This is a genomic window from Citrobacter sp. wls716 (assembly GCF_005280975.1).
GTDB lineage: Bacteria > Pseudomonadota > Gammaproteobacteria > Enterobacterales > Enterobacteriaceae > Citrobacter > Citrobacter youngae.
The window spans coordinates 349,734-375,546 of the sequence record NZ_SZWX01000021.1 but is presented as its reverse complement, the minus strand read 5'-3'; the positions used below and the strand labels follow the sequence as shown (position 1 = coordinate 375,546).

Below are 25,813 nucleotides of genomic sequence, written 5' to 3'. Positions count from 1 at the left end.
TAATATTACTCGCGCACTTTATTCGTTTTTTCCCGAGCCTCACGCTCAAGTGAAAAAATAATCCGCTGTAAATTCCGCTCCACCGCCGGGCCGACGTTGAGAAAACGAAAGCTCAGGCGGGGAGTGGTGATGGTCTCATTTTTTCCGTCGATCACTTTTCGCTCGGTAATCGAGATGAGCTGGGCATCAACGTGATACACCCCCCATTGTTCCATATTCAGTTCAACCTGCGAGAAGCGCATGCCTTCGACCAGCCCCTCCGGTGCTGTCCCTTCTAATAGCGCGCCCATGCCGCCAAGAGACAAATCGAATAAGCGAAAATGCAGGAGACTGTTGTCCGGCATCTTCGCCTTGCAGTGATAGGGCGGGTGTAACGGCGCGCCGATGCGGAAGTATTCCCGACGCTGGACGAACCACAGCGAAGGTGGCAACGATGAGACAAAGGCTGGCAATCGCTGATACTCGCCTTTTGTCAGTTGCGGGAGGGTAAACTCCACCTTGGCACCCTGCGTTTCAGCGATAATTGAGATCTGGCTGGCGCGTTGCACGGCCTGGTTTTCATATTCCTGACTGCCAAAATCCATGATCAATTCGTCCGGGCCGACAGCAAGAATTTTGCTGATGAACTGACCTCCTGACCAGGAGATACGCAGTGGAACCTGCTGTGAATTTAAGTCCCGGAGTACCCCTAATACGGCGAGCGGGTTTTGCTTCAGGAACTGCTCATTGTAGTTACTCACACCTAATGACTCCTGGATACCTGGCTTATCGTTGGGTTATCGGCATTGCGAGACGGAACTTAATACAAATGGATGAAATTTTTTACCCAAGCCAATGAATTAAGTCTGAGTGCAAACAGCAGGTAGCGATGGCTTGCCTATACTTAACGTGCTGGCGCAAGAATGTCTTGCGTATGCGTTCACTGGAAAGAGGGCCTGAAAATGGGAATTATTGCCTGGATTATTTTTGGTCTGATTGCGGGGGTTATCGCCAAGCTGATTATGCCGGGGCGTGATGGCGGCGGATTTATTCTGACCTGCATTCTCGGTATTGTCGGTGCTGTGGTCGGTGGGTGGCTGGCAACGATGTTTGGTATCGGCGGCGATGTCAGTGGGTTTAATCTCCACAGCTTCCTGGTGGCCGTGGTCGGCGCGATTGTGGTACTGGGTGTTTTCCGACTGGTACGACGAGATTAATTGAACGGCCCCTGCGGGGGCCGTTTCTCTGCGTAGTTTAGTCAGAACTGGTATTCAATCCCCGCCCAGTAATTACGCCCTTCTTCGATAAACCCTTCGCTGTAGACGTACTGTGTATCAAACAGGTTGTTGACCGAAGCGTTAACGCTAAAGCCATGTCCGATGGTGTAATCTGCCCGGAGGTGGGTAATGGCGAATCCGGCCGCTTTTTGTGAGCCATCAGAATTGCTATAGCTTGAAGAGCGGGCTTCTTCGGATAGCGTAATGCTGAGTGGGTCCCACGGTTTCAGCGTCATCCAGGCGGTGAGAGTTTGCGTCGGTAGATCGGTAATTTTACCGATGTCGCTGCGTTTAACGTCAGCATGGATAAGACCGTAGCTCAGTCCCACATCCAGCATGTCAAAGACCTTACCTTTGACGCCGGCATCCAGGCCGGTGTAATCCACCCGACCACTGTTTTGGTTCTGAATCGTGTCGGCATCAATATTGTGCGACAGAATCGCATCGGTAATGCGGTTGTAATACACGCTGGCTTCGAATCCCCAGTTTTGGGTGAACGAACCGTTCCACGTGAGATCGACGCTACGGGCGCGTTCCGGTTTTAGCTGCGGGTTGACCAGCGCTATCTGGTTATAAGCCGGTTTTGACGTGGTGTAGCGCTCTTTCAGTGTGGGGAAGCGCGTTCTGTCAGAGTAGGACAGCGCTAATGTGTCAGAATTTTCAAAGTGATATTTGGTCATTACCTGCCAGTTAAAGGCGGACTGATCGTTGTCATCATAATGGGTAACGCTGCCGTTTTTCTCGTGCTTCATCCCCTCTACGCTGTCACGCCAGTCGTAGCTGATACCCGCCACCACATCGACATTATCCGCAGCCGCCCACTGATATTCACTGGCAACAGACCAGGTGCGATCTTCGTAGCGGTCATAAGCGGCATTTGGAGCCCCTTTTTCGCGATGAACATCGTCTTTCCAGTTCACGGCGAAAGAGAGCAGGTCGTTCTCCCGCATATCAGCGGAAAGCTGCAAACCTGCGCCGTCGCTATAGTCAGAATAATGGCTGTAGCTGCCTTTCTTATTTTTCAGATCGGCAAGGGAATTGTACATCATCAGTGTATTTTCAAAGGTGTCGCGATACAGGCGGCTTTTCAATGTAAAGCGATCGCCCAAATGCGTGGTGCCCTGATAGTAATAACTTTCTTTATCATATTGCGGCCATTGCCAGTAACGTGATTTCTGGCTGCTGGTCCCGGCATATGGCGGGTTATCTTTTTCGCCGTCCTGATTAATGTAGGTCAGAACATACTCATCATCACCGCGTGGCGTGAACCCCAGTTTCACGATGCCGCGTTTATCATCGGCTGATGAGTTAATCATCTTGCCATTGCTGCCCGCTACCGGGTTATCAACACCATGAGGTAATCCGAGGAAATCCTGTTTTAGCTGGCTACCGCTGAGCTGGATATATCCGAGATCGTTGCTGGCACCGAACGACGCGTGCATATCATGGGCATTGTCTTTGCTACGGCTCCAGCCCTGACGATAGCCCAGAGAGCCCTCAATCGGTTTGGTGGGCTTCTTGGTCGTGATGTTAATAGCGCCACCCATCTGGTTCGGCCCCTGTAGCAAGGATGAGTAGCCTTTAGAGACCTCGACAGAAGCGATATCGGATGTCAGAAAACGACCTAAATCAAGGTTGCCATCGTAGGGGATGTACACCGGAACACCGTCGAAAAAGACCGGGACCTGACGACTGTCAAAACCGCGGACCTTCACTTGTTGCTCGTTACGGTTACCGGATTTTTGCAGCACGACGCCGGGAACGACGCTTAGCGCCTGCGCCACGTTTTGTTTATCCAACTGCTGCATCGTTTCCTGGCCGAGAACCGTAGTGGTTGCGGCGGAGGCCGGACTAGACCAGACGGTCATGGTTTCGCTTTCCTGCCCAGCAAAAGCACCTTGCGCGAAAGCAAACGACAGGGCTGTGTAAAGACAACTTTTGTTAAAATTCATTATTTATAGTCCATTTATAAATGTTATACGCCGTGGGCGTCCGGGCTCAGGCTAACTTTGATATCCGCCGGTGGGGCGTAGTAAGGTGCGGAGGTGATAAAGAGTCTGATGCCACAGTCGAGATAACTCGCCAGTGAGGCGAGGGTAATGCCGCCAGTCAGCGCCAGCGTGCAATGGGGGGCCAGAGACGGTGCCAGGCGAGCGATGCCTGCTGCCTGCTCAGGGGTAAACTTATCGAGTTGCAGCACATCAGGGGCCGCATGTAGCGCGGCCAGTGCCTCATCGGGGGTATCTGCTTCGACCACAATCTTTTTTTCTGGCGCATGGGCGCGTAGTTGTGCTATTGCCGCGGCCCAGTTGTTCGGATCGGCAAGAAAGCGGCGATGATTTGCAAACAGCAGCACGGTTTCGGCGCACCCGCCCCGGTGGATAATGCCTCCGGCGGCAAGGATCGCCTGGGTAGCCAGCATACGGGTGCCTGGGATAGTTTTGCGGGTGCAGGCAATCTGGCCATCAGGATAGCGCTGACGCAGGATGCTTAGCATATCGTCGAGATAGCGTGAGACACCGCAACTCCACTCCAGCACGTTCTGTACCGCTTTCCAGCCCTGGTGTAGTGCCGCCGCGTTACCGTGCGCGCGCAGAAGTAACTGTCCGGTACGCGCCCGTTCGCCATCGGGCACAAGGTCGGTAACGGTCAAACCCAGTGATGTCAGCATTTGTCTGGCAACAGTAGTTCCGCTTACGCACCCGCCCTGGCGGTGATAAAAACCCATACTTCCTGGCTGTGCGCCGATACCCAACGCGCGGGTTGTTAAATCGCCGCCCTGAATATCCTCCAGCAGCAGCGCATCGACTTGCGCCTGTGAGAAGTAGATCATTGCAGCGCCTCCCGCGGTACGCTGTCCCACCAGATAAGCGCCCAGTCGCGACTGGCGGGAGCGATGGTGCCGGGGTCCTGCTGATGGTACCAGTGCTCCAGACGCTCAATTTCGTCGGTGCTCAGTTCTCCCATGCTCCAGCGCACGTTCTCCAGAAAACGTGTCCAGGTGCTGTTGTCCTGCTGACAGTTTGGTCCACGGATAAAATCAACATGTGCGTGAATGCCCATCTGATACAAAACATTCAGTGCATAGATATAGTTGGGAAGCTCAATCACCTCGCGCCCCAGCGCGCGCTGAATCGTGGGCGATACAAATGAGGAACTGACGAGATGGGTGGTGTAAACCCGCAGCCGTGCCTGATTATTCAGTTTGGTCATAGCCTGACGCATATCGGCAACCAGCGTTGAACGTGAGGCGACGGCAATATCACACTGGGGCAAGTCGTCCCAGTGCGCTTCCCATGCGCGCTGCACCCACTGTACGTGGCGCGCGCCCATCTGCCCGGCACGGCGAGCGGCAACGCTCAGCATTCCCTGGCTGTAGTCTACGCCGTAAACGATCGGCATTTTTTTGGCCAGCGCCAGCGCAACCGTTCCGGGGCCGCAACCCATATCAAACAGTGATTCAGCACCTTTCAGGTCAATCTTGCTCAATAACTGGAGCAGGTAGTTGTCGGTTAATGAGGCGCAATTTTCTGCCATTTTTTCCGCGCGTTTGTCCCAGTGTTCTGGTTTTTTCTCGGTTCGCTTCGCCTGAAGTAACTGTTTGCGGTACAGGTCAGCAAAATCAATGTCGTCAATGAGCATCGTGATTCCTTAATCGTGTGAGCCAAAGAGGTGATGGGCTATTTGTGAGGGCGTGACCCGATACAGCGTGGCCAGACGTTCAGCAGCCAGTTGGTGTTCAGGCCCCCCCTGTGACACCAGACCATCTGGCTCGACGCGTACCACGCTGTCGGCAATGGCCCGTGCATGCAACGGATGGTGGGTCGACATAAGCAGCGCCATGCCCGAATTTTTCAGCGTGACCAGGGTGTCGAGCAGTCGGATCTGGTGACCAAAATCGAGGCTGGAAGCAGGTTCATCCAGCAGTAAAAGACGTGGACGCTGTGCCAGCGCACGGGCAATCAACACCAGTTGACGTTCGCCACCGCTCAGGGTGTTCCAGCGCCGGGGCGCGAGATGCGGGATTGCCAGCACGTCCAGTTGTTCAAGGGCGATGTCGCGTTCTTTGCCGCCGGGAACGGCAAATGCCGCCATTTGCGGGGCCAGTCCCATCATCACCATGTCCAGAGCCGTGAAGGCAAACGCACCGTCATGTGCCTGAGGAACCCAGGCGATGGCGGCGGCGCGTTCCCGGTCGCTGAGATGATTCACCGCGATACCATCAAGCGTAATCTGGCCAGCAAGCGGTTGAAGAACGCCAAGAATGGTACGCATCAGCGTGGTTTTCCCACTGCCATTGGCGCCAATCAGGCAACAAATTGACCCTGGCGCGACGCTAAACGAGACATCGCGTAATACTGGGTGCCGGGAATGGTAGCCGAGAGATGCATGTTGTACGCTCAGCAGCGTCATTGTCGGCCTCCCCGGAGCAGAAGTAACAGGAAGAAGGGGGCACCAATAAACGCGGTCAGGATCCCCAGCGGGATTTCCGTGCTGCTCAGAGTGCGGGCAAGGGTATCTGTCAGCAGCAGTAAAATAGCGCCGATCCCCATTGAAACAGGCAGTAGCCGTTGGTGGTTGTTCCCACAAAGCAGTCTGCCAATGTGTGGCACCACCAGCCCAATCCAGCCAATAATTCCGGCAATCGCCACAGTACAGGCGGTGATAAGCGTGGCGCAGATAATCAGCCAGAGCCGTAGCCGGGAAACGTTGATGCCCAGAGAACGGGCTTCATCATCCGAGAGGGTGAGTAAATTCATACGCCAACGTAGCAGCAACAGCGGCACCAAACCGGCCACGATCAGCGGTGCGGACAACCACAGGTCATGGGCGGTGATGGTCGACAGACCACCGAGTAGCCAGAAGGTAATCGACGGTAGCTGGGTATACGGGTCAGCCAGCGTTTTGATGAGCGAAATCCCTGCGCCGCACACCGTACCCAGCGCAATGCCGACCAGTACAAGGGTGAGTACCGGATCGTGGCGTTTTACCCGCTGGGTGATGAGCCACACGCCCGCCACCACGAACAGGCCGCCGACAAACGCATACAGTTGAATAAACAGGATCGGTAAACCGAGCAGGATGGCGGTACAGGCCCCTAAACCCGCCCCGGCTGCCACGCCGAGAATATCCGGCGACACCAGTGGGTTACGGAACATACCCTGATAAGTGGTCCCTGCGCCCGCCAGTGCCACGCCCAGCAGCAATGCAGCCAGAATGCGTGGCAATCGAATCTGCCAGAAGACGATTTTGTCCTGGGGCGGCACGCCCGGATGGTCAGCAATGAGGTTCATCACCTGCTGGGCATCCAGGCGATATGCACCTGAAACCGTTGCGACGATGACACACACGGCAATGGCTGCGATCATCAGAGCACTCAGCGTAGTCATTCTCATCAGGGTGTCACCAGCTTTTGAAACTGTGCATCGCTTAATGAGGTGTGCCAGAACAACTCTGCGTAGCGCTGCATATCGGTCTTAAAGTGGGTTTCAATTTTGGGGTCAAGCCAGGCGTGCAGGCGACGTAATCCCAGCAACCGGTTGATGCCCGGCGGGGCGTCCAGCCAGCCAAACGGCAGTCCGCTGAGAAACAGAATACGTTGCTCAGCAACGGCTTTAACCCCTTGCCAGACGGGATCTTCTCGCAGGTACTGTGCGGTGACTGCATCCTGAACCAGAATAATATCGGGCTGCCAGCTCAACAGATTTTCCATGGATACCTGGGTCAATCCATGTCGTCCCGGGATTTGCGCGACATTGTGTAATCCCAGTAACTCTGGTGCTTCGGTATGCAGTGAACCCTGTAAACCGGTTTCCAGTCCTCTGGCACCGCGTGCGGCATAAAAGCGCAGTTTTGCTGCGGGCGAGTGCGAAAATGCATCTGCGTCATCAATAAATCGACGGGCAAGTGCAGCCTGTGCCGAGGCCCGTGTTGCGGTACCCAGCGCAGCCCCTGCGGCTTGCAGTTGTGCCGGGGTTTGTCGGAGCTCGCCGTTAATCAGCAGCCACGGAACGTGCGTTTGCGCGTTGACCTGCCGGGCTTGAGAAAGCCAGGTTTCATCAGCATTGCCGCAGTCAACCACCAGATCGGGTTTCAGCGCTAACAAGGCCTCCAGTGACAGGGTGCTGGCGCGTCCTGCCAGTCTTCCCAATTTCGGTAACGCCAAAATGTCATGATGGAATGGCACTGCGGCCTGGTGAGAAAAATCAAATGATGAAAATCCCACCAGTTTTTCCGGTGCGACAGCCAGCAATAGCATATCAGCAGGTGCTCCGGCACTGACGACGCGCTGGATTGCCTCGGGTGACGGCGGTGAACCGACAGCAACGGTAAGCGGTGTTTGGGCAAGGGCCGGAAAATGGCGTAACAGCAGCGCAGATGCCACGAGCTGGGCAAACATCCTTCTTGTCAGTGGCATTATGTTGGTCCTGAACAGTGATAAAATCGCTATATATTTACATATACAGCGAATAAAAACATGTTCAGAATCAATTTCACACGGATGAAAACAGGGGCTACCCCATAAGGGCTAGATGCAATGGATACACCTGAAATGGAGATACATGGCACCAAAAAATCCGCGACATGGCGCGGATTTAGAGGAGACTGAAGACACCAGAAGAAGATTAGGACGTCGGTTGAGTCTGCTTTTTGGCCTCGGAAGGCGTGTTACTGGCGGGGGCGGGGCGCGTTGCCGGTACGCTGTCGCAGGGTTTATCTTTAGCGCATATCAGATCGAGCATTTTTAACGTTACGCCGTTGGTCCAGCCGAAACCATCCTGTAGCGGGTATTCGCCACCGCCGCCGCCAGTTCCTGTGCTGCTCACGTCATACTTCTCAACCAATTTTTTCTCACGATCGTACGTGTGCTGCACATTGGTGAGGAATCGCCAGGTGACATCCATAGCGACATCATTTTGGCCATAGTTCTGTAATCCCGAGGCGGCGACCCACTGTAACGGCGCCCAGCCGTTGGGAGCATCCCACTGCTGGCCGCTTTTCACCGACGTGGTTGCAAGGCCGCCAGGTTGCAACAGATGCGCCTGAGTTGCTGCGGCCACCTTGCCGGCGCGATCTTTTGCCGCCGCATTCACAAATAAAGGGAACAGCGCGGCGGCAGTTAACTGATTACGGACTTTGTGGCTCTTCAGATCATAGTCGGCATACCAGCCTTCTTTGTCATTCCACAACCAGGTTTCAATCCCTTTTTGGCGGGCATTGGCAAAGCCCTCGTACTGCGCTGCTTTGGCATCGTCACCTGCGGCTTTACTGGCGAGAGCGATCATTTTCTCCATCTTGTATAACAAGGCATTGAGATCGACAGGCACAATGCTGGTGGTGCGCAGGGTACTTAGCTGGTTGGGGTTATCCATCCAGCGTGAACTAAAGTCCCAGCCGGATGCGGCGGCTGAGCGCAGGTCGCGATAAATTTCAGTGGCAGGGCGGTTCGGATTGCTTTTCGCGGTGGCAATATCCTCAACCCAGGATTCAGGTCTTGGCGTATCCCGGTCATCCCAGTAGCGGTTTAAAAGGGTGCCATCAGCCAGTTTGACCACACGTTTATGCTGTTGACCGGGCTGAAGTGTTTCGCCTCCTTCCATCCAGTAGCTGTACTCTTTTTGCATCTGCGGGAGGTATTTTTTCAGCGCGTCGTTACCGTCATGCTGCGCCAGCAGTTCAACCATAAAGGCAAAGAACGGTGGCTGTGAACGGCTCAGGTAGTAGCTTCGGTTGCCGTTAGGAATGTGCCCCCAGGAATCAATCTCATAAGCGAAGTTGGCCACCATATCAGAAACCTTGTCCCAGCGATTGCTCTCGGCAAGCCCCAGCATAGTAAAATAGCTATCCCAGTAATAAATCTCACGAAAACGCCCGCCCGGCACTACATAGGGTTCTGGTAGCGGCAGCAGAGAGTCCCATTTTTCGACATCGGTGGTTGAGCGAGTGAGTACCGGCCACAGTCCGTCAATATGCTCGCGGAGTGATTGCCCGGCCGGGGGCACGTATTTCTCACCCTCTTTTGGCAACGTAAAATTCACTTCCACAAAATGGCGTAAATCAAAGCCGGACTGATTTTTCTGCATCCGATAATCGGCAAGGATCATCAGCGGATCGCTGTTGGGCACTGCGTCGGCAAAAGTTTTCTGATCGGGAAATAGCTTTGCTGTCTGTACATCATTGAACAATGGACCAAGCAGAATATCAGGAGGAGAAGGCGTAGCGACAGGTGAATCCTCAGCGTTCGCAGTAAAAGAGGCCAGAGCAAAAAAGGTGCTTGCGAGCGTCAGTTTTATCGCCACTGAGAGCAGGCCAGGATGGCGAATTGCGGGTGTTATCATCGGTTAATCTCCTTAGCGGCGTGCCGAAGTTGCGGCATCTACCATGAGAAAACCTTAGTTCAGGATCGACCGTTGCGCGTGATCGGCCCCCCATTTTGCGATTAAACAGACATTTCCTGACGGAGGGAGTGAAATAGCCCACCTTTTACAGATAAAGGGTGGGCTGTGGGTATCAGCCCGCGAGGATCACCCGATTTGCTACACCGTCCAGAGTCAGAGCGTCACCCATCTTGATAGCATCGAGGGTTGCGCCTTGTTGGCATACCCAGCACAAGCCCATCTCGCGGGCGATAATCGCCGAGTGGGAGGCTTCGCTACCGGCGCGCAGGCAGATCCCTTTGATCGTGAGCGGGTCGAGTTGCAGCACGGTAGACGGATAGATGACATCGGCGACCAGAATGGTCGGTCGAATAGACGCGGGGATACGGGCACTTTCGCCGGTCAAATGTTGCAGCGTACGGGACAGCAAATCCTCAATATCAATGTATCGCGCCTGTAAATAAGGATCGTCGAGTTGCAGATACTGCTGACTCAGATCGCGCAGTACGTTATGCAAGGCATATGCTGCGCTACACTGCTCTTCACGCATCAAATCACAGGCCATATCGAAAAGCTCAGGATCGTCGAGCAGCGTGTGATGACCAGAGAAAATGGCGGCGATATCAGCGGAATACTTCTCCTCTGCCAGCGCGGTTAAATCACTCAGGTCGTCGAGTGTGCGTTGAATGGCCGCTTTTAGCCGCTGCTGCTCGTCCTGCATATCCGCGGTCGGGCGATGGGTGACTTGCGGTGAGAACGGCGTATAGCAAAATGCCGTACCCGTTGCCAGCGCTGGCACCGGTACTGCGATGCTTTCAGCGCGTGCTTCTTCGACGGACTCGCCAAAATTCTCAGCCGCCAGCTGCGTAAACGCAGCCAGCGCCGCGTCTGCCTGTTCACCTTTAGCAATCAGGCGCAGCGTGTCATTACAGCGCACCTGCAGCAGTGCTATCTGATTCAGGCTGTCAGGGACGACGCATTTGCCGTTTTTTTCCAGCCACATGTCGGCATTAAAGCCAGACAATGTGGAGACCAGCCGCGATGCCGGGCGAACATGTATACCGTTGGGGTTTCTTACGGTCACGGCAACCGAACGAGCATCGGCGTCGGGTGACAATTCAGCGGGTGCTGTCTTCGCAACAGACGACGAAGGTAAACCCAGTTGCTCACGCTTGGCGTCGAGGGCATTCATGGCATCATTGATGACCCGATCGATATCAGCGCCCGCCGCAGCACTGACGGTTGCCGCCAGCGTACCTTCAACCAGCGGGGCAGCGCACAGACGCACCTTGGCGGCGATTGCCGGATCGAGCAGATCCAACGCGGTTTCCGCACTCAGTAACGCGCTGCCAATATCCATCATCACCAGCACGTGATCCGTGTCTGCCACTGACTCAATGGCCTCCATCACTTTGATGGGGTCGGTGCCAATGGGGTTCTCAGGATCGTCAATGCCTGCGGCAATAGCGAGTTTACAACCATCACCCATTAACATCTGTCGGGCTAACGCACCGACGCCTTCGCCCAGTTGGGCGCTGTGAGACACAATAACCAGGTTTACCATCGTTTTATCCTTACTCTCTGGACGCCTGAGCCAACATTTGCATCATAAACATAACGGACGTTGCGCCGGGGTCCTGATGCCCAATGCTACGCTCACCAAGGTAGCTGGCGCGGCCTTTGCGCGCCTGCATCGTGATGGTACTTTGCGCCGCGGCTTCTGCCTGGGCGCTTGCCGCCTCCAGAGCGGCCTGTACGCTCAGCTTTTGCTCGCTGGACTGGCGTAAAGATTCGACGACAGGCACCCAAACGTCGCACATGGTTTTGTCACCCGGTTCGGCTTTACCACGACTAATGACACCTTCTGCGCCATCACGCATCATCTGATACAACTCGTCAACCGTCAGACTTTGATGGGCCTGAGTGACCTGCGCGGCGCGGATGAAAAAGGTGCCGAACAGCGGGCCACTGGCACCACCGACGCTTGAGAGCAGTACCATACCGGTATTTTTCAAAATAAAACCGATATCTTTATCCGCAATGGACGGGAGCTTTTCGACCACTTTACTGAAGCCGCGGTGCATATTCAGACCGTGGTCGGCATCGCCGATTTCCCGGTCAAGGCCGGTAAGAAAATCGCTTTCGGTGGTGAATATTTCGCCGCAGCGATAGAGCCAGTTAACAATTTGTGTTCTGGTGAGGGACATCATGAATCTCCTTATTTACCCCAGTTGAGTGCAGGGGTGTGAACCGGTGCATCCCATAAGCTCAGCGTTTCGTCATCCACTTGTAGCAGGGTGATTGAGAAACCGGTCATGTCCAGAGAGGTGCAGTAAGAGCCAATCAGGTTACGTTCGATGACAATACCGGCATCCTGGCAACGGCTTTCAAGGCGGTTATACACGCCGAAGAGCTCAGACAGCGGTGTCGCACCGAGATTATTGACCAGCGCAATCACGCGATCGCCGCTCTGTAGCGCGCGTTTGCTTTCTTTCCCTTCCTGCCATGCGCCCTGAAGGTGATCCCAGTGACGCAGCGTACGACTGTAGTTGCCGTTTTCCAGCAGGGTGTCAAACATTTCATCCACAGTTTGATCAAGCGAGGAGAATGGACGGCGGTCAATGCCGGGTTCGCCGTGGATACCGACGCCAAACTCCATTTCGTTGTCCTGCAGGGTGAATGACGGTTGACCGGCCGCCGGAACGGTACAGGCACCAATGGCAATCCCGATGGAATGACCCTGATTGTTCAACTGGCGCCCCAATGCCGCGCAGGCATCCAGTGAGTCACCGCGTTCTGCGGCCGCACCGACCAGTTTTTCAATCAATACAGTATTTGCCACACCGCGACGACCGGCGGTGTACAGACTGTCTTTCACCGCCACGTCATCATCCACGACCATCGTGGTGACTTTGACGCCGCTTTCATGCAATAGCTCGGTTGCCGTTTCGAAGTTAAGAATGTCGCCGGTGTAATTTTTGATTATCAGCAGTACGCCTTCGCCGCCATCAATTTGCATGGCGCATTCAAACATTTTATCCGGCGTTGGCGAGGTGAAAATTTCACCCGGACAGGCACCGGAGAGCATACCCTGGCCAATGTAGCCGCAGTGCATTGGCTCATGGCCGCTACCACCACCGGAAAGCAGCGCCACTTTGCCCATCACTGGCGCATCTGCGCGAGTGACATACACCGGGTCCTGATGCAGTGCCAGAGAAGGGTAGGCTTTTGCCAGCCCGGCGAGTTGTTCGTTCAGTACGTCTTCAACACGGTTGATCAATTTTTTCATTGTTTATGCTCCGCAGACAGTCCTGAGATGGCTGCACATATCAGGCAGACATCTGATGTAGGGTATCGGTTTGTACAGCGCCACGGCGACCTCTCGCTGCCGATAAGGTAATTTTGCACACGGGTAGTCAAAAGAAAATTGATGTGATTGGCGTTTCAATACGGAACATTAGCATCTGGTAATGTTCCGTATTGAAACGTATTGGTGCATAAAACAGCGGAAGTGAGAGATGCGGCAAGGTTTATGCTGACGGTATTGTGAATAAAACGTTATTCCTTACTCTTCTTTGCCATTAAAATCGAAAAACCAGAACAGGATAAAACCAATAAAACCAAAAATTAGCAGAATAGCCAGGGTATAGACTTCGTATCGTGCGGCATCTGCGGCAATCGCCTGCAATTTGTCCATTGCCGGGGCTGGCTGCTCTTTGAATAGCATGAGTTGCCATTCATAAAGGTTTGTTGTTTTTATCTCTTTAATCGGTTCCCAAATATGGTTAGCCGCCGCGCCGAGTGCTAAAGCGGAAAACAGTGCGCCGTAAATACGTTGACGTTTTTCCTGACGCTGACTAATCGCCTGGCGCATGAGCTGATCCAATTGCTCTATCTGCGCCATGAGCTCCTGGCGCTGTTCCGATAATCCCCACTGCCGCGAGAGATCGTCACTCAGCTGGTTATGCAGGGCATCGTTGCCGACCAAAGCACCTTTATTCATGGCTTTTAGCGCCCGGGCCTTGGTTTCCAGCATCATTTCGGACCAGTCAGATAAACGACGAATTTTTCCCTTTCGGTTGTGAATTTGCTGCGATTCGAGCAGATCCTTGAGCCACTGTTCAATCTGTTGGGCAGAGTTCGCCAGAAAATTTTCATACTCATGGCTGACATCCGCTACTGAACTGGCCGCTTTAATCAGTATTGCCAGATGTTTATCCTCTTCTTCGCGACAGAAGAATGTGACGCCATGACGGTGAGCGACGACCAGAATATTGCTGTACCACTGGCTGCTGTACTCGCTGGTGGGGGGGAGATCCGCAGGGCTCCGGACGACGCGCGTGCTATCGCTCTGTGCTGCCAGCCAGGCATGGAAAGTGGGGGTATCGATCATACGCATCAGCGGGACTATCGTAATATCACCGCCCTCCGGGATGCGATGCTGATAGACACGAATGCATTTACCCTTTGTGCGGCAATCAAGTTCGGGTAAAGCTATTGGCACAATGGCGTTATCAAGGTACCGGGTAAAATAATTTTCCCAGATTGTGGGTAAAACGTCTTGTTGCCAGGTCAGTTTCGAGCCTGGCTCTCCGGGCGCAAGCTGCTTCGGTGCCGCAATTAGCGTCATTCTGCCTTGATCGTCGTACCAGGGTTGGTTCGGTGCTCCTGGGATTAGTTTATCGCTTCCAGCCAGGCGATAGCTTTCGAGAAAACGCGGAGTATCGTGCGGGCGTAACCCTTGCCAGGCAGCATCTTCACGCTGTTCCAGAGCGAACCACAGGGCATCAAGGCGCGTCCCCTGAATGGGGTTGAGCGAAATAACGATATCATTGCCCGTGCCCACTTCTCGCGGGCGATAAATGGCCAGCAGCCCAAATCCATTGTGCGTCCAACTGCGTTCTTTGTCGCAGCGCGCGAGAATTTTCAGCATCCCGGAAGGGAGCGTTTCGGTGATAAACAGTGCATCAACCACCGTTTGCCGCCGGCCTGTGCCGAGGTCCAGCAGGAGTTGGCAGGTCACCGAACGCTTGATAACGTGTTGGTAAATCTGTTGCTCATACGCCAGACTTGCGACCGCACTTGCATAACATTGCGTGTGCATGGGCATAATGCCTGCGGTGGGGTCTGGGTTGGCTATTATCATATCGCTCAACAGGCGCAGGCAGGCCAATATGTTGTGGCGAACAACGGCAGTATCATCCATGGATTGCTCGCACAGGCTGCTATGCGCGAGTGCGGATAACAAGCACGCGGCAGAACGCGTCGTATCATCACCGTCCAGATAAATACCGCTTTCCCATGCGGTGACGTATTCCAGCCACGGATGTGTTGATAGCGACAGCGAACCAGCGGCATCGAGATGGTTCAAAAACAGCAACAGCGTAAAACAGGTATCCAGAGAGAAATCTTCGATAACGATTCGTTGTATTCCCTGGACACTTGAGAGTTTATTGCGCCATATAGTCCATTGACGATCGTCGGCATTTGCCACCAGTTCACTCACCGAATTGTAGTGACCTGCACGGTATCCTTTGTTATTGAGCGCGATACCCTTTTGGCTTTCCGTATCATTGCCGTCGCCCAATCCGATCAGCAGGCTGCCTGCCGGTGCATCACGCTGCGACGGATTGAACTCGAAAGTAAACTGCGGCCATGCATTGTTGAATGCGAACATATAATTCTCTTTCGATGGATGTGTTGTTGTATCGCTCATTATTTGACTACGTTATAAATGACCCGTTGTGAGCGACTCCAGTTATCGTCAATCGCAATATTGGGTTCATGGTTTTCTTGTTTCACGCAGTAGTTCTTAACCAGGCTTTTTAACTCTGCCCCGTTGAGTGTGCCGAACATCAGACGCGTATTCAGTTCTTTCAATAACACATCGTGGAGTGAATAGGTGGTAGGTCTTTGCAGTGAAAACTGCGCCGCGTCAGCCAGTAAGTCACGCGCATTATCGGCCATCAAACGGCGTTCACAGCGACCCGCAGGTTCATTTTTGGCCATTTCTTCATCGTAAGCTTTCTTCTGGGCTTTCTCAAAATTAAGCGCTCTGTCCAGTTCCGCTTTAATACCCTGAATATCCTTGGCAGAAGAACAGAATGTTTTTAAATAACGAATCTGTATGGGGGTCAGCGTGCCATTCTGGTTCGTTTGCTGACGTAATTTACCGGCCATTCTGAGACAACCGTTTTTTTCATCCATCAACGATGCTGATTGTAATAGGGCATTCAACGTTTCCTGGCGATCTTCCTGTAATGCGGCTTCGGCATAATACAGTTTCCAGCGCATGCCTCCGGCAAGAAACAAATTGACAACCTGGGTATCACCGCGGTCGATAGCGGCGCGAAGATTTTTTTCATCCCAGGCAATGCCGATATTCGCCAGTTCTTTACGCGGATCGCTACTGGTTTCTTTTTTCGCACCGGCAACCGTTTTACCCACTTCCCCGAGATCGCTACGGATGGACTCCGTATTCACCAGCGTCTTGGTTGAGGTTCCGAAAGTCAGTACCGAACCAACAATAATGACGACGATACCGCCCAGCACCCAGGCCACTCGATTGCGAATGATGCCCGTTTCCATTTTGATTTTTCCAATATCCTGAGCCTGAGCCGCCAGGTCATCCTTTATTCCCTGAACGTCACCGCCAAGATCGTCAATTTTTTGGGCGGTCCGTTCGAAATAGCGCGCAACCTCAGCATTGCTGTCATCAAAAAAACGATCAGGGTTAACTTTTACCCGACCTTCATCGAAGGCCTCCTGTACCGGCTCAGTAATTTCTCGGTAATAGTAATTCACCAATGTTGTTTGGACGGAGGTTACCCGCTTATGATGCGCCAGACGGTTGCGAATTACGCGAATATCGTCAAGAAAGGTATTCAGTGTTCTACGTTTATCGTTAACAAAGCTGAGCAAAGGGGTATATTGATAAAGTGGAGAATAGTGGATGGGATATTCGTCTTTATCAATAAACAGTGAGGCGAGTTCACTGAAAAGAGTACCGCTCAATACGTCATCACGATCGGCAACGTTCAGCCATTTTTTTACACGTTCCTGACCAAATAATTTGTTTAGGTGCTCAAGTAGGGCTTGTTGGTTATTGTACGCTTCATTAATTAAACTACGAATGGTCAACTCTAATGCCCGTACCTGCTGCAAACTACGTAACTGCTTTTCTTCGTCTTCGTTATTCAGCGTCGTTGAGTAAGTTAATTGAGGCTGTTTTTCTCGCAAATATTCGAGCTGCCACAAAAAACGCAACGCGGCAATGGTCAGATTTCTGTCGGCAGGCTGGCCATCTGTATTTCTGCCGAGCCATTTGTTCAAGGTGCGTAGTGCCGCAAGAAAGCTCGCCATTTCCTGCTCGTTATAGTTAAAGCGGGCCGCTACACTGTTCCAGTTGCCTAATTTCTCTCGGGCTTTATCAAGTGAATCATAAAACGTATCAGGCGAGAGTTGCGTGGGGGCTGGCATGCCCAGCAGGGATAAAATTTGTGGAAATGCGCTGTCGAAAAGAGACAGGCAACGAGTAAAATCGTTGTGCTCAGAAGCAGATGAATGATCGACCATTATATTCTCACATGGTTATTCGCTGAGTTTTCCCGGCCCGATCTAATCGCACTGTGTCAGGCAACTTTCCCTGCAGCCAGAATGCCATAATTCGACAATTATTCGGGATTTTTAATCAGTTCGTCAATATATATGGCGGGCGTAATATTGGTAGTAGACATTGCGGCCAATAATGCGTTGCTATGGGTTCTTAACGCAAATTATGGCTGCTGCGATGGGATTTAATGTTTATTGGCTAACAAACCGCGCAGATATTGGGTAAGTAAAACGCAGAAAGCGGGGCGGATGAATCAGGCGACTACACGCCAATAATGCCACAAATAATGCCGCATTATTGGCGTAACTCACGACTGGCGTTTATCGTCGTTCAAAACGTTGACGTATCTGCCGTCGTATTATCCCGGATAAATACCACGGTCCTTACGTGCCAGCAGGATACGCTCGCAGGCCACAATATAGGCAGCAGTGCGCAATGAGCAGGATTTCTCCGCCGCTTTCTCCCACACATGAACCATCGCATCGGTCATGATTTTATCCATGCGATTGTTGATCTCTTCTTCGCTCCAGAAGAAACTGGCCATGTCCTGAACCCATTCGAAGTAGCTGACGGTGACGCCGCCTGCGTTACATACGACGTCAGGTACCACGATGATACCGCGGCTTGCCAGCATATCATCGGCATCCGGGTAAGTTGGGCCGTTAGCGCCCTCAAGCACCAGTTTGCAGGTCAGTATTTCTGCACGTTGACGGGTAATCTGTCCTTCCAGCGCGGCAGGGATCAGGATATCCATCTCCACGCTCCAGAAGGCTTCGCTGGCGATAGTTTCCGCCCCCGGGAAACCGGCAATCTGTTTGTGCTCCAACTGCCAGGCGGTCAACGCGGTCATGTCGATCCCGGTGGTGTTAAACAGGGTGGCAGTGTGATCCTGAATGGCAACGACGCGTGCGCCAGCACTGGCGAACAGGCGAGCCGCTTCACTGCCGACATTACCAAAGCCTTGTACCGCTACGCGCGCGCCTTCAACGTCGATATTGGCACGACGAGCCACTTCCAGACCGCTGACGAACACGCCACGACCCGTTGCTTTATCACGACCCAACGAACCGCCAAGGTGGATAGGTTTACCGGTGACCACGCTGGTTACGGTGGTGCCGTGGTTCATGGAGTAGGTATCCATCATCCATGCCATCACTTTGCCGTTGGTGCCGACATCCGGCGCTGGAATATCTTTTTGCGGCCCAATGATAATGCCGATTTCGCTGGTATAGCGGCGGGTTAAACGCTCCAGTTCACCTTCGGACAGCGAGAATGGGTCGACGCGAACGCCACCTTTGGCACCGCCGTACGGCAGGTTCAGTGCGGCACATTTGATGGTCATCCAGGCGGAAAGGGCCATCACTTCATTAAGATCAACATCAGGATGATAACGCACACCGCCTTTTCCCGGGCCGCGGGAGAGGTTGTGCTGTACACGATATCCTTCGAAATGGCGAATAGTGCCGTCATCCATCTGCACCGGAATATCGACAATTAGCGCGCGTTTCGGGTGGCGCAGGGTATCCACCCAATGGGAAAGTTCGCCCAGGTAAGGGGCCACACGCTCGATTTGTTGCAGGTAGGTATTCCAGGCAGATGTGCTGCTATCTGAAGCGTAAGATAACTTATCCATGATAAACCTTAGTTATAAAAGTAATATGTTCTTAATTTGGCCGTGGTATACAGTGGATCTCACCATATAAACTTAAATTTAACATTTTTTTCAAGAAACGGCCTGTCCTCCAGCCCTCTAATAGCCATATAAAAAATATGTGAATTAAGCATTAAGTGAATAATTATCTATTGATTTTGCGAATGTTTGCGTTCAAGTAGCAATTCAGGCATTTAATATGCATCGTGCATGAGAATGACTATTTGTCAGATTTATGATGCACCTCTAAAAGTAAACAATATGATAATTATTTGTGTTTTCTTGATTGCATTTTAGCGGCGCGTCAGTAGGTCACTGAGATAGTGACGGTGTCCGCATAGTTGTCGGGGGTGTAGTTCGCGCTGGGAACGGTGGCATACACCGAATATGGCGTAGCGGAGCCGGTGCCAGTGCCTGTAACGGTATTGAGCGGGGTGTTGCCCCACACTGTGCCGGAAGGCCCTGGCGTTGAGCTGAGCTGATAGGGCACTTTATCGCTGTTTGCCCCCGTTCCGCTCATCACACCGTTGCCTGCAGTATTGCCGTTGGAGGGTTGCAGTCCAATGGTATAAGGGGTGTTATTGGTGCATGCCACCCCGATGGTATTTGATGCTGTCGCATTGCGCTGAGTTGCCTTCACCGGGGTAAAACTAATGTTAGTGGCCGATGTGATATTGCACTGTTTGCTGACAGTGGCTGATACGCTGAAGGGGAGTCTGGCGGCAACGGTATCACCGCACGTGGTGGGCGGAATAACTAATCCAGGGTTGAGGGTGATAAGTGCCGTGGCTGCCGTATAGCTGTCCTGATAGCTTCCGGGGACTGCAGAAGTTTGCGGCGTGACGAGCTGGGCGGATACTGTCAGTGAACCGGTCACTGGGAGCAAATTGAGCAAGTTAAGTTGTACCATGGGAACCGAGGTTCCGCTCTGATACTGACTCCCCCAGATTTTACTGTGCCCGGCGTCCTGATATAGCTGATAGCTCAACGTTCTGGCAGGTGTTCCGCTTAACGACATATTCCGTGTTGCCACCTGACCGCTGACGCCCGATGCGCCAATATTAAAACAGAGGTTAATCCCCGCCAGTACGTCGGTCACTTCTTTTGCACAAGTCCAGGTAAAGGTCATTGAGGTCGTTGCGCCTGATGATGACAACGGGTCCACTGCACCAAAACTAATTGGTTGGACGTTACTGACGGAGCAGGTGACCGCATGACTTATCCCTGGACAGACGAGGAGTGCAGCGATAAACAGCAACTGTCTTAATTTCATGAATGAACTCCTGCTATTGTGACCGACATTCCAGCGGGCCTATTTGTACAATCCCCTTTGCATTGGCGGGATAATCGAATTGTGCGTTACAGCTACCGGTATCTGTGTCAACGCGTAACCTGTTGTGCTGTTCCAGGCTGTCAAACCAGGCCATTCCATCGAATCCGACGACGGATGACTGGCCTGCGCCGTTAGTGATATATGCCATGCTGCCCTCAGAAATGGCCTTACCCTGTTCATTAACGAGAGTAACCTGCGCGGCGCGTACGGGAGTGATACCAAAACTGACCAGGGTTCCGGAGCGATCCGCCGGCGTTGCATTGGCTTCAACGCGGGCGATCCGCATATTGGCGGGTAGATCCATGGGGTCAATACTGATTTGATTGTTTTGATAGCTATTGAGTGACGTGACCAGCAGCAGACCCTGATCGTCGCTGCGACCGACAAGGTTGTTTTGCAGCTTGACTGGCACGTCCGGAATGCCGTCTGTTGATACGACGGCAAAACCATTGTTGATTTCCCGAGCCGCGAACAAACCTCCCCCCATCGCAACCAGGGAACCGGTCGCACCAGCATAACCGTAGTGGTTGTCGGGCAGGCGGCTAAATCCGGTGTAGGCTTTTCCGAAACGGCCCAAATACCCGACTTCTCCCTGGCCGCTTTGCCGGGAGGCTTGCTGGCTGGCAGCGACGTTCCATCCCCAGCCGCCGTCACCCGGTGGCGTTTGGCTGGCATTGATCTGGTAGCCGGTTTCATTATTGGTATGTTGTACGGTACTGCTGGCGCTCAGATTACCGCTGGTGGTGACCGTCACCATCAGGTAAACGCTGCGATCGCGGGTGTCGTCAATATTCTGGTTAAATCCGGCATTGAGTGAGATGTTTTCGGTGACGGATTTGAACCAACTGGCGTTGGCGTAGCGTACCGCGCTATCGTGCGGATAGCGAAACTGCAGGTAACTCAGGCTGACATTGCCGGCTGACGCCATTGCATAACCTATTACCGTATTGCTGCTCAGCGAGGGCGGCGGCTCACCATAATGGGTCGCGACATCACGGTAGTCACCTGACGTCGCCGTTGTGCTGGTGCTGAAATTAAACTGTTCACCTGACCAACGGTAACCAACACTGTACAAAAATCCACTTTTCCCTGAGTCCGTACTGGCTGCCAATGCGGTGGACACTGTGCCGCTGCGCGGGCCGGGAACCCAGTCATTGCTAAAACCTGCGTTAATCAGCCCATCACTGGTTTCCGCGTGCGTACCTGCAGTAAAGGTGTTACTGAATCCCCGACGCCAGGTCCCGCTAAACACAGGGGCACTGGCATAATCAAATGAGGCGTAACCGTAATTCTCTCTTACTGCGCCTAATTCCGCTGACCAGGCTGTTAGCCCTTCTCGCAGGAGTTGCTGATCGTTGTAGAACGAGAAATTTTGTACTGTCGTTCTGCCCAGCGCGTCGGTCATCATCACCTGACCGGTCCCTGCGCCGCTGATATTAGGCATGGTGTTGATTTGAAAACTTCCGGCCGGAACCTCCCCGTTGTAGTACTTAATCCCATTGACGTACAACTCAACGTTTGAAGGAAGCGTGGCAGAACCAAGATAGGAGGGAAGCGGTGTGGTTGGCATGTACGGCTGTAAACCAAAATCGGTTCCTATCTGGATGCCGCCAATGCGGGTCGGTCGGGACCAGGTGAGCGAGCTTGTCAGGGTATCGCCAACGTTTATCGCCAACATATTTTCCGGAAATGACGTGCGCCAGCGGGTGTCCATGCGGTAGAAGGCATTATCTGCGTTGGGCGCGGTGGAATATTGAGTCAGTTGGGTTGTGCTTAACACCCCTAAGCCATTAAACGCGCGCAACTCGCTAAATGTGTTGGCGCTGGTTTCATCTCCCTGCTGAGCATAGACATCGTAATTGAGTAACGCCCCACGTGAGTTTGATGCTATTGGTGTCGCTTCGCCGGTCGGGTTCACCTGCGTGGTGGCAAGATCAAGGGAACTGAGCGGCACAGTGAGCGCCAGAGTTTGTTGTTCGACGTTGTAGTCAATGCTCAGTTGGGCAATATCGTTCAGGCTGACGGTGGCAGCCGCATTTTGCGGTAAGCGAAAACCCAACTGTCGTAGGGTATTGGCGCCAGCATAGAGTTTTTCATTCTCATAGCCAAAATGAACCAAGCCGACAGGGTTTCCATTCAGGGTCACGTCGAGATATAAATCGATGCCCGCAAGAGGTGTTGCGTCGCCAATAATTCCACTGTTTGTCTGGTTATTATTGACCGCGTGAGCTGAAACCATTCCAGATAATAATGCTCCATTGAGTAAGCAACATTTCACCAGAAGCCAGGATCTCTTAGAGATCTTGTACTGTTTTTTGGCCATTAACTGTTACTTCAACTTTACCGCCATAATGGGTATCGCTGGCGGACGTGGATAATATCCACCGCATTGTTGAGCCCGGAAGAACATAGCCTAATAGTCCCGGCGTAATGACCTTTTTCGCACCATTATGGTTTATAAAGGTTGCCGCTGATAATTGCGCATGACCATTTCCCTGATTACTGACTTCAAGAAATTTTTTGCCGTCAAGTTGCTGTAATTTCCATTGCAATTTGGCCTGGGTTTCAGCCTGCGCCGTTGGTTGAATAAATACAGGTACGGAATAATGCAGCACAAACTGAAGTTTATTTTTTTGTAATTTTGCTGGCGGTAATTCGTCAATTGATAACCGATAGGCATCTTCGGTATGTGTCGATGGCGGGCCGGTGCGAATAACACGAATCAACTGGCGTTCACCAGGGGCTAACGCCAGCATCGGCGGGCTGATAACCAGCCCCTGAGAGGGAGACAGCTTATCGCCGTATGCGCTTTGGCTCCAGCGAAAGACCCGAACCTGGGCATTCAGCACGTTTTCTCCGGCATTGCTTAGCCAGATCCCATCGGCATTTTGCGACGCTTGCAGCGTTAATGTAACTGGGGCAACCTGCAATCCGCTGGCTGTCGCCGAATTTACGCTCATAGCCGCTCCTAACAGGCATGCGCAGGCATACTGCTGTACAGGCAGTTTTACTGTCATCTGTGTTCCTGAATTTAGTAGTTAACGTTTACCGTTACGGTGTCGGCATAGTCGTCAGGTGTGAAGTTCGCGCTTGGCGCGGTGGCATATACGGTAAAACTCTGTAGAAGCCCAGTTCCCTGGGATGCAACACCATTTCCTACCGTGGTGGCGGTGGCCGTATTCCCCCAGACCGGTCCTGTTGCTGATGTTTGGTTCAGCTGGTAAGGCACTTTATCGGTATTGTTTGCTGCATTTGCGACAGAGGACATGGCTCCGGACCCCGTGGGTGTCCCGCCGTTGGCCGCTGAAGGTGCCAGGCCAATAAAGTAGGGGGTGGTTTTTGAGCAATTAATTGAAATTGTGTTGCTTGCGCTGGTATTTGTCGCAGTGGTATTCACGGGACCGAGAGTAATATTTGAAGCCGACCCCGCAGTGACGGTACACGCTTTTTGTATCGTCATCAGTACCTGAAATGTCCCGCTTGTAGACGCTGCGTTTGCCGCCGGAATAATGGAAAAGGCGCCGCAAAAAAGAATTAAGCGTTTGTCGAAGACTAGAGCCATATCCTTCACCTTTTTCAAATAACCACATTTTTTGCTTTAAAAAAACAATAATGTGACACAAGAAGACATGAGTTAACCCTAGAATAAGTATTAGACGTACGCCAGTTGATCTCATGAATTTTACTTAGAGAAAAGGTGATGTCGTCGACAAAAAAATAATACCAACGGGTGAGTATGTCGTTTCTTTTTTATGCTACTCAAAAGTATGCCGTGAGGTCGCTATTTCGGAGGCCAGCTATTACAACTGGAAGGCAAAGTATGGCGGGATGGAAGCGGCCGATATTAAAAAATTCAAAGACCTTGAGGATGAGAATCGACGTTTGAAACAAATGTTTGCCGACCTGAGTCTGGAAAATCTCACGTTAAAAGACGTCATCGAAAAAAAGCTTTAAAACCAGCGATAAAGCGTGAGCTCGTCAGCTATCTGACGGCACAATTTGCCATGAGTTTACGCCAGGCCTGCAGGACGTTATCGTTGAGCAGGACGGTGTATTTTTATCAGCCCAATACCGGACGTGACGAACCAGTGATCCATGCGCTGACTGAGCTGGCAGAACGCTATAACAACGAGCGGCCTCATGAATCCCTGAACAACCTGACGCCGGAAGAGTACCGGCTGATGGCTGAAAACCGGAAATTTCAAAAAATGCGTGGAACTAAAACAGGTGTGCTTACAATTGCACTCACCAGCGTGCTCAATTTTAGCTGTGTTTCTAAGGTGCTGGCACGGTCGTTATGAAAACAAAAATCCACGCAGCTGCGTGGATTTTTTCGCGTTCATTGATCTGACAAAGCTCCGGAAAGCCTGATCAGACAGCAGAAGCAACTTAAACGTTGAACAGGAAGTTCATCACATCGCCATCTTTAACGATGTAATCTTTACCTTCTGCACGCATCTTGCCGGCTTCTTTCGCGCCTTGCTCACCTTTATAGGTGATGAAGTCTTCAAACGCGATGGTTTGTGCGCGGATAAAGCCTTTCTCGAAGTCGGTGTGGATCTTACCAGCTGCCTGCGGGGCCGTTGCGCCGACAGGGATGGTCCATGCACGGACTTCTTTCACACCCGCGGTGAAGTAGGTCTGCAGGTTCAGCAGTTCGTAGCCTGCGCGGATAACGCGATTCAGGCCCGGCTCTTCCAGACCCAGTTCAGCCATAAATTCGTCACGATCAGCATCGTCGAGTTCAGCGATGTCAGCTTCAACAGCGGCACAAACGGCAACCACGACAGACCCTTCAGCGTCGGCGATTTCGCGAACTTTATCGAGGTACGGATTGTTTTCAAAACCGTCTTCGTTCACGTTGGCGATATACATGGTTGGCTTCAGCGTCAGGAAGCTCAGGTATTTGATGGCTGCTTTGTCTTCATCAGTCAGGTTTTTCAGCGCTCGCAGCATACCGGCGTTTTCCAACTGCGGCAGGCATTTTTCCAGTGCAGCCAGTTCAGCTTTAGCGTCTTTATCACCGCCTTTGGCTTTCTTCTGTACACGGTGGATAGCACGCTCGCAGGTGTCGAGATCGGACAGTGCCAGTTCGGTGTTGATAACGTCGATATCGTCAGCCGGATCCACTTTATTGTTCACGTGGATAATGTTGTCGTTTTCGAAGCAGCGAACAACGTGACCGATAGCTTCGGTTTCACGAATGTTGGTCAGGAACTGGTTACCCAGGCCTTCACCTTTGGATGCGCCTTTTACCAGACCCGCGATATCCACAAATTCCATTGTGGTGGGCAGGATACGCTGCGGTTTAACGATTTCGGCCAGTTGATCCAGACGAGGATCGGGCATCGGGACAACACCCGTGTTCGGCTCGATAGTACAGAACGGGAAGTTTGCCGCTTCAATACCCGCTTTTGTGAGCGCGTTGAACAGGGTGGATTTGCCTACGTTTGGCAAACCGACGATACCGCATTTGAATCCCATGTTTAAATCACCTTAATCTTTTGATATTCAACCTGTTATGGAAAACAGATTGTAGAAATGTAAATAACTTTGCCTATTATACACAGCACGCGAGAAAAA

At 52.4% G+C, this 25,813-nt stretch carries 21 protein-coding genes and 1 pseudogene; 3 read left to right on the top strand and 19 right to left on the bottom strand.

Annotated elements, in window-relative coordinates; genetic code table 11:
• Window positions 1–5 precede the first annotated feature (5 nt).
• Window positions 6–740, bottom strand: coding sequence for a flagellar brake protein YcgR (ycgR, locus tag FDX24_RS04460; protein ID WP_137363880.1), 735 nt, complete (start codon window positions 738–740; stop codon window positions 6–8).
• 201 nt (window positions 741–941) lie between these two features.
• Here ycgR and FDX24_RS04455 point away from each other — a divergent pair, with 201 nt between their 5' ends.
• Window positions 942–1,196, top strand: a complete 255-nt coding sequence (locus FDX24_RS04455; protein ID WP_048212573.1) for a GlsB/YeaQ/YmgE family stress response membrane protein — start codon at window positions 942–944, stop codon at window positions 1,194–1,196.
• Window positions 1,197–1,237: 41 nt separating this feature from the next.
• On the opposite strand, the gene FDX24_RS04450 is transcribed toward FDX24_RS04455, so the two are convergent.
• The 17 genes from FDX24_RS04450 to FDX24_RS04370 all read right to left on the bottom strand — a co-directional run bounded on the left by FDX24_RS04450 (window position 1,238) and on the right by FDX24_RS04370 (window position 23,792).
• Window positions 1,238–3,208, bottom strand: a complete 1,971-nt coding sequence (locus FDX24_RS04450) for a TonB-dependent siderophore receptor (RefSeq protein ID WP_115643314.1) — start codon at window positions 3,206–3,208, stop codon at window positions 1,238–1,240.
• Between the two features lie 23 nt (window positions 3,209–3,231).
• A complete protein-coding gene (modD, locus tag FDX24_RS04445) occupies window positions 3,232–4,089 on the bottom strand; it encodes a ModD protein (RefSeq protein WP_137363879.1) in 858 nt (285 codons plus the stop codon).
• The gene (locus FDX24_RS04440) at window positions 4,086–4,898 is read right to left on the bottom strand and encodes a class I SAM-dependent methyltransferase (protein WP_048211433.1); all 813 of its coding nucleotides are present in this window, start codon (window positions 4,896–4,898) and stop codon (window positions 4,086–4,088) included. The genes modD and FDX24_RS04440 overlap by 4 nt, the downstream gene beginning before the upstream one ends.
• A 9-nt stretch (window positions 4,899–4,907) precedes the next feature.
• Window positions 4,908–5,669 carry an ABC transporter ATP-binding protein gene (locus FDX24_RS04435; protein ID WP_101742640.1) on the bottom strand — a complete coding sequence of 254 codons (762 nt, stop codon included), beginning with the start codon at window positions 5,667–5,669 and terminating at the stop codon, window positions 4,908–4,910.
• Window positions 5,666–6,646: a FecCD family ABC transporter permease gene (locus FDX24_RS04430; protein WP_371414765.1), complete on the bottom strand. Its 981-nt coding sequence runs from the start codon at window positions 6,644–6,646 to the stop codon at window positions 5,666–5,668. The genes FDX24_RS04435 and FDX24_RS04430 overlap by 4 nt, the downstream gene beginning before the upstream one ends.
• A 5-nt stretch (window positions 6,647–6,651) precedes the next feature.
• Window positions 6,652–7,674 (bottom strand): ABC transporter substrate-binding protein, encoded by a 1,023-nt coding sequence (locus FDX24_RS04425; RefSeq protein ID WP_048211436.1) that lies wholly within the window; start codon window positions 7,672–7,674, stop codon window positions 6,652–6,654.
• A 208-nt stretch (window positions 7,675–7,882) separates the two neighbouring features.
• A complete protein-coding gene (locus FDX24_RS04420; RefSeq protein WP_048211437.1) occupies window positions 7,883–9,595 on the bottom strand; it encodes an alpha,alpha-trehalase in 1,713 nt (570 codons plus the stop codon).
• A gap of 172 nt (window positions 9,596–9,767) precedes the next feature.
• Window positions 9,768–11,198: a dihydroxyacetone kinase phosphoryl donor subunit DhaM gene (dhaM, locus tag FDX24_RS04415; protein ID WP_137363877.1), complete on the bottom strand. Its 1,431-nt coding sequence runs from the start codon at window positions 11,196–11,198 to the stop codon at window positions 9,768–9,770.
• A gap of 10 nt (window positions 11,199–11,208) precedes the next feature.
• On the bottom strand, window positions 11,209–11,841 hold the full coding sequence (gene dhaL, locus FDX24_RS04410) for a dihydroxyacetone kinase subunit DhaL (protein WP_005122292.1): 633 nt from the start codon (window positions 11,839–11,841) through the stop codon (window positions 11,209–11,211).
• Between the two features lie 11 nt (window positions 11,842–11,852).
• The gene (dhaK, locus tag FDX24_RS04405; protein ID WP_048211439.1) at window positions 11,853–12,923 is read right to left on the bottom strand and encodes a dihydroxyacetone kinase subunit DhaK; all 1,071 of its coding nucleotides are present in this window, start codon (window positions 12,921–12,923) and stop codon (window positions 11,853–11,855) included.
• Window positions 12,924–13,199: 276 nt separating this feature from the next.
• Entirely contained in the window at window positions 13,200–15,311 is a 2,112-nt protein-coding gene (locus FDX24_RS04400; protein WP_137363876.1) for a hypothetical protein, read from the bottom strand.
• A gap of 38 nt (window positions 15,312–15,349) precedes the next feature.
• The gene (locus tag FDX24_RS04395) at window positions 15,350–17,209 is read right to left on the bottom strand and encodes an STY4199 family HEPN domain-containing protein (protein WP_137363875.1); all 1,860 of its coding nucleotides are present in this window, start codon (window positions 17,207–17,209) and stop codon (window positions 15,350–15,352) included.
• 395 nt (window positions 17,210–17,604) lie between these two features.
• Complete coding sequence (locus tag FDX24_RS04390) at window positions 17,605–18,879, bottom strand: Glu/Leu/Phe/Val dehydrogenase (protein WP_005122303.1); 1,275 nt, start codon at window positions 18,877–18,879, stop codon at window positions 17,605–17,607.
• A gap of 322 nt (window positions 18,880–19,201) precedes the next feature.
• Window positions 19,202–20,170 carry a spore coat protein U domain-containing protein gene (locus FDX24_RS04385; RefSeq protein WP_101742645.1) on the bottom strand — a complete coding sequence of 323 codons (969 nt, stop codon included), beginning with the start codon at window positions 20,168–20,170 and terminating at the stop codon, window positions 19,202–19,204.
• Between the two features lie 13 nt (window positions 20,171–20,183).
• Window positions 20,184–22,469 carry a fimbria/pilus outer membrane usher protein gene (locus FDX24_RS04380; RefSeq protein WP_137363874.1) on the bottom strand — a complete coding sequence of 762 codons (2,286 nt, stop codon included), beginning with the start codon at window positions 22,467–22,469 and terminating at the stop codon, window positions 20,184–20,186.
• Between the two features lie 55 nt (window positions 22,470–22,524).
• The gene (locus tag FDX24_RS04375; RefSeq protein WP_048211445.1) at window positions 22,525–23,247 is read right to left on the bottom strand and encodes a molecular chaperone; all 723 of its coding nucleotides are present in this window, start codon (window positions 23,245–23,247) and stop codon (window positions 22,525–22,527) included.
• Window positions 23,248–23,261: 14 nt separating this feature from the next.
• Window positions 23,262–23,792, bottom strand: a complete 531-nt coding sequence (locus tag FDX24_RS04370; protein WP_048211446.1) for a spore coat protein U domain-containing protein — start codon at window positions 23,790–23,792, stop codon at window positions 23,262–23,264.
• Between the two features lie 200 nt (window positions 23,793–23,992).
• On the opposite strand from FDX24_RS04370, the pseudogene FDX24_RS04365 reads away from it, so the two are divergent.
• Window positions 23,993–24,354: pseudogene (locus FDX24_RS04365) on the top strand (transposase); the annotation flags it as partial.
• Window positions 24,331–24,531 (top strand): hypothetical protein, encoded by a 201-nt coding sequence (locus tag FDX24_RS23810; RefSeq protein WP_371414764.1) that lies wholly within the window; start codon window positions 24,331–24,333, stop codon window positions 24,529–24,531. The pseudogene FDX24_RS04365 and the gene FDX24_RS23810, both read left to right, overlap by 24 nt.
• 88 nt (window positions 24,532–24,619) lie before the next feature.
• Here FDX24_RS23810 and ychF read toward each other — a convergent pair whose 3' ends face one another.
• A complete protein-coding gene (gene ychF / locus FDX24_RS04360) occupies window positions 24,620–25,714 on the bottom strand; it encodes a redox-regulated ATPase YchF (RefSeq protein WP_005122324.1) in 1,095 nt (364 codons plus the stop codon).
• Window positions 25,715–25,813: the final 99 nt, after the last annotated feature.